Annotated in this window: 1 protein-coding gene; it reads right to left on the bottom strand. The window is 40.6% G+C overall.

The window, feature by feature from the left end; all coding sequences use genetic code 11:
* Positions 1 to 18: 18 nt before the first annotated feature.
* Positions 19 to 432, bottom strand: a complete 414-nt coding sequence (locus tag PL85_RS18210; protein WP_038162647.1) for an RDD family protein — start codon at positions 430 to 432, stop codon at positions 19 to 21.
* Between the last annotated feature and the right edge of the window lie 58 nt (positions 433 to 490).

The following is a 490-nucleotide window of genomic DNA, read 5'->3' as shown; positions in this document are numbered from 1 at the left end:
TCTTGAAGCGTTTGTTAGCTAATTTACTACAACGATTGTTTTCGCCAGTTTGTCACCTAATCTCTGTCTTCTTTTACCCAGAATAAAGATCGCGTCAATCATGCCGATTATTGGTGTCAAAACATTGCGGAAAAATGACTGAGGGAAACTACAACTTTTTCCTGTAACTGAATCTATAACTGAGATACCTAGTAGCTTCTTACCGAGGCTTTGACCTTTTGCGAAACCATCAGAAAGTAGGAAGTAAAAAGCAGCGGCAGAAAAGGCAATTAAGCCAGATGAGTCCTGAGATAAACCAATTAATGTACCGAGCCAAAGAAAGAAAATGAATATTGCGGCACTTATTGCACCATCAATGATTTGCCCTAAATACCGAAGCCCCGGGCTTGCAAGTCTATGCGATTCGATAATCGAATCTCTATCTGTTTCCACTTACTTTTCCTCCATGTGAGTTAGATGTCGAATAAATTTGCTAACGCCCGGCTAAGGG

This window comes from Vibrio anguillarum (assembly GCF_001989995.2).
Classification (GTDB): domain Bacteria; phylum Pseudomonadota; class Gammaproteobacteria; order Enterobacterales; family Vibrionaceae; genus Vibrio; species Vibrio anguillarum.
This window is presented reverse-complemented; position numbering and strand designations above follow the sequence as displayed.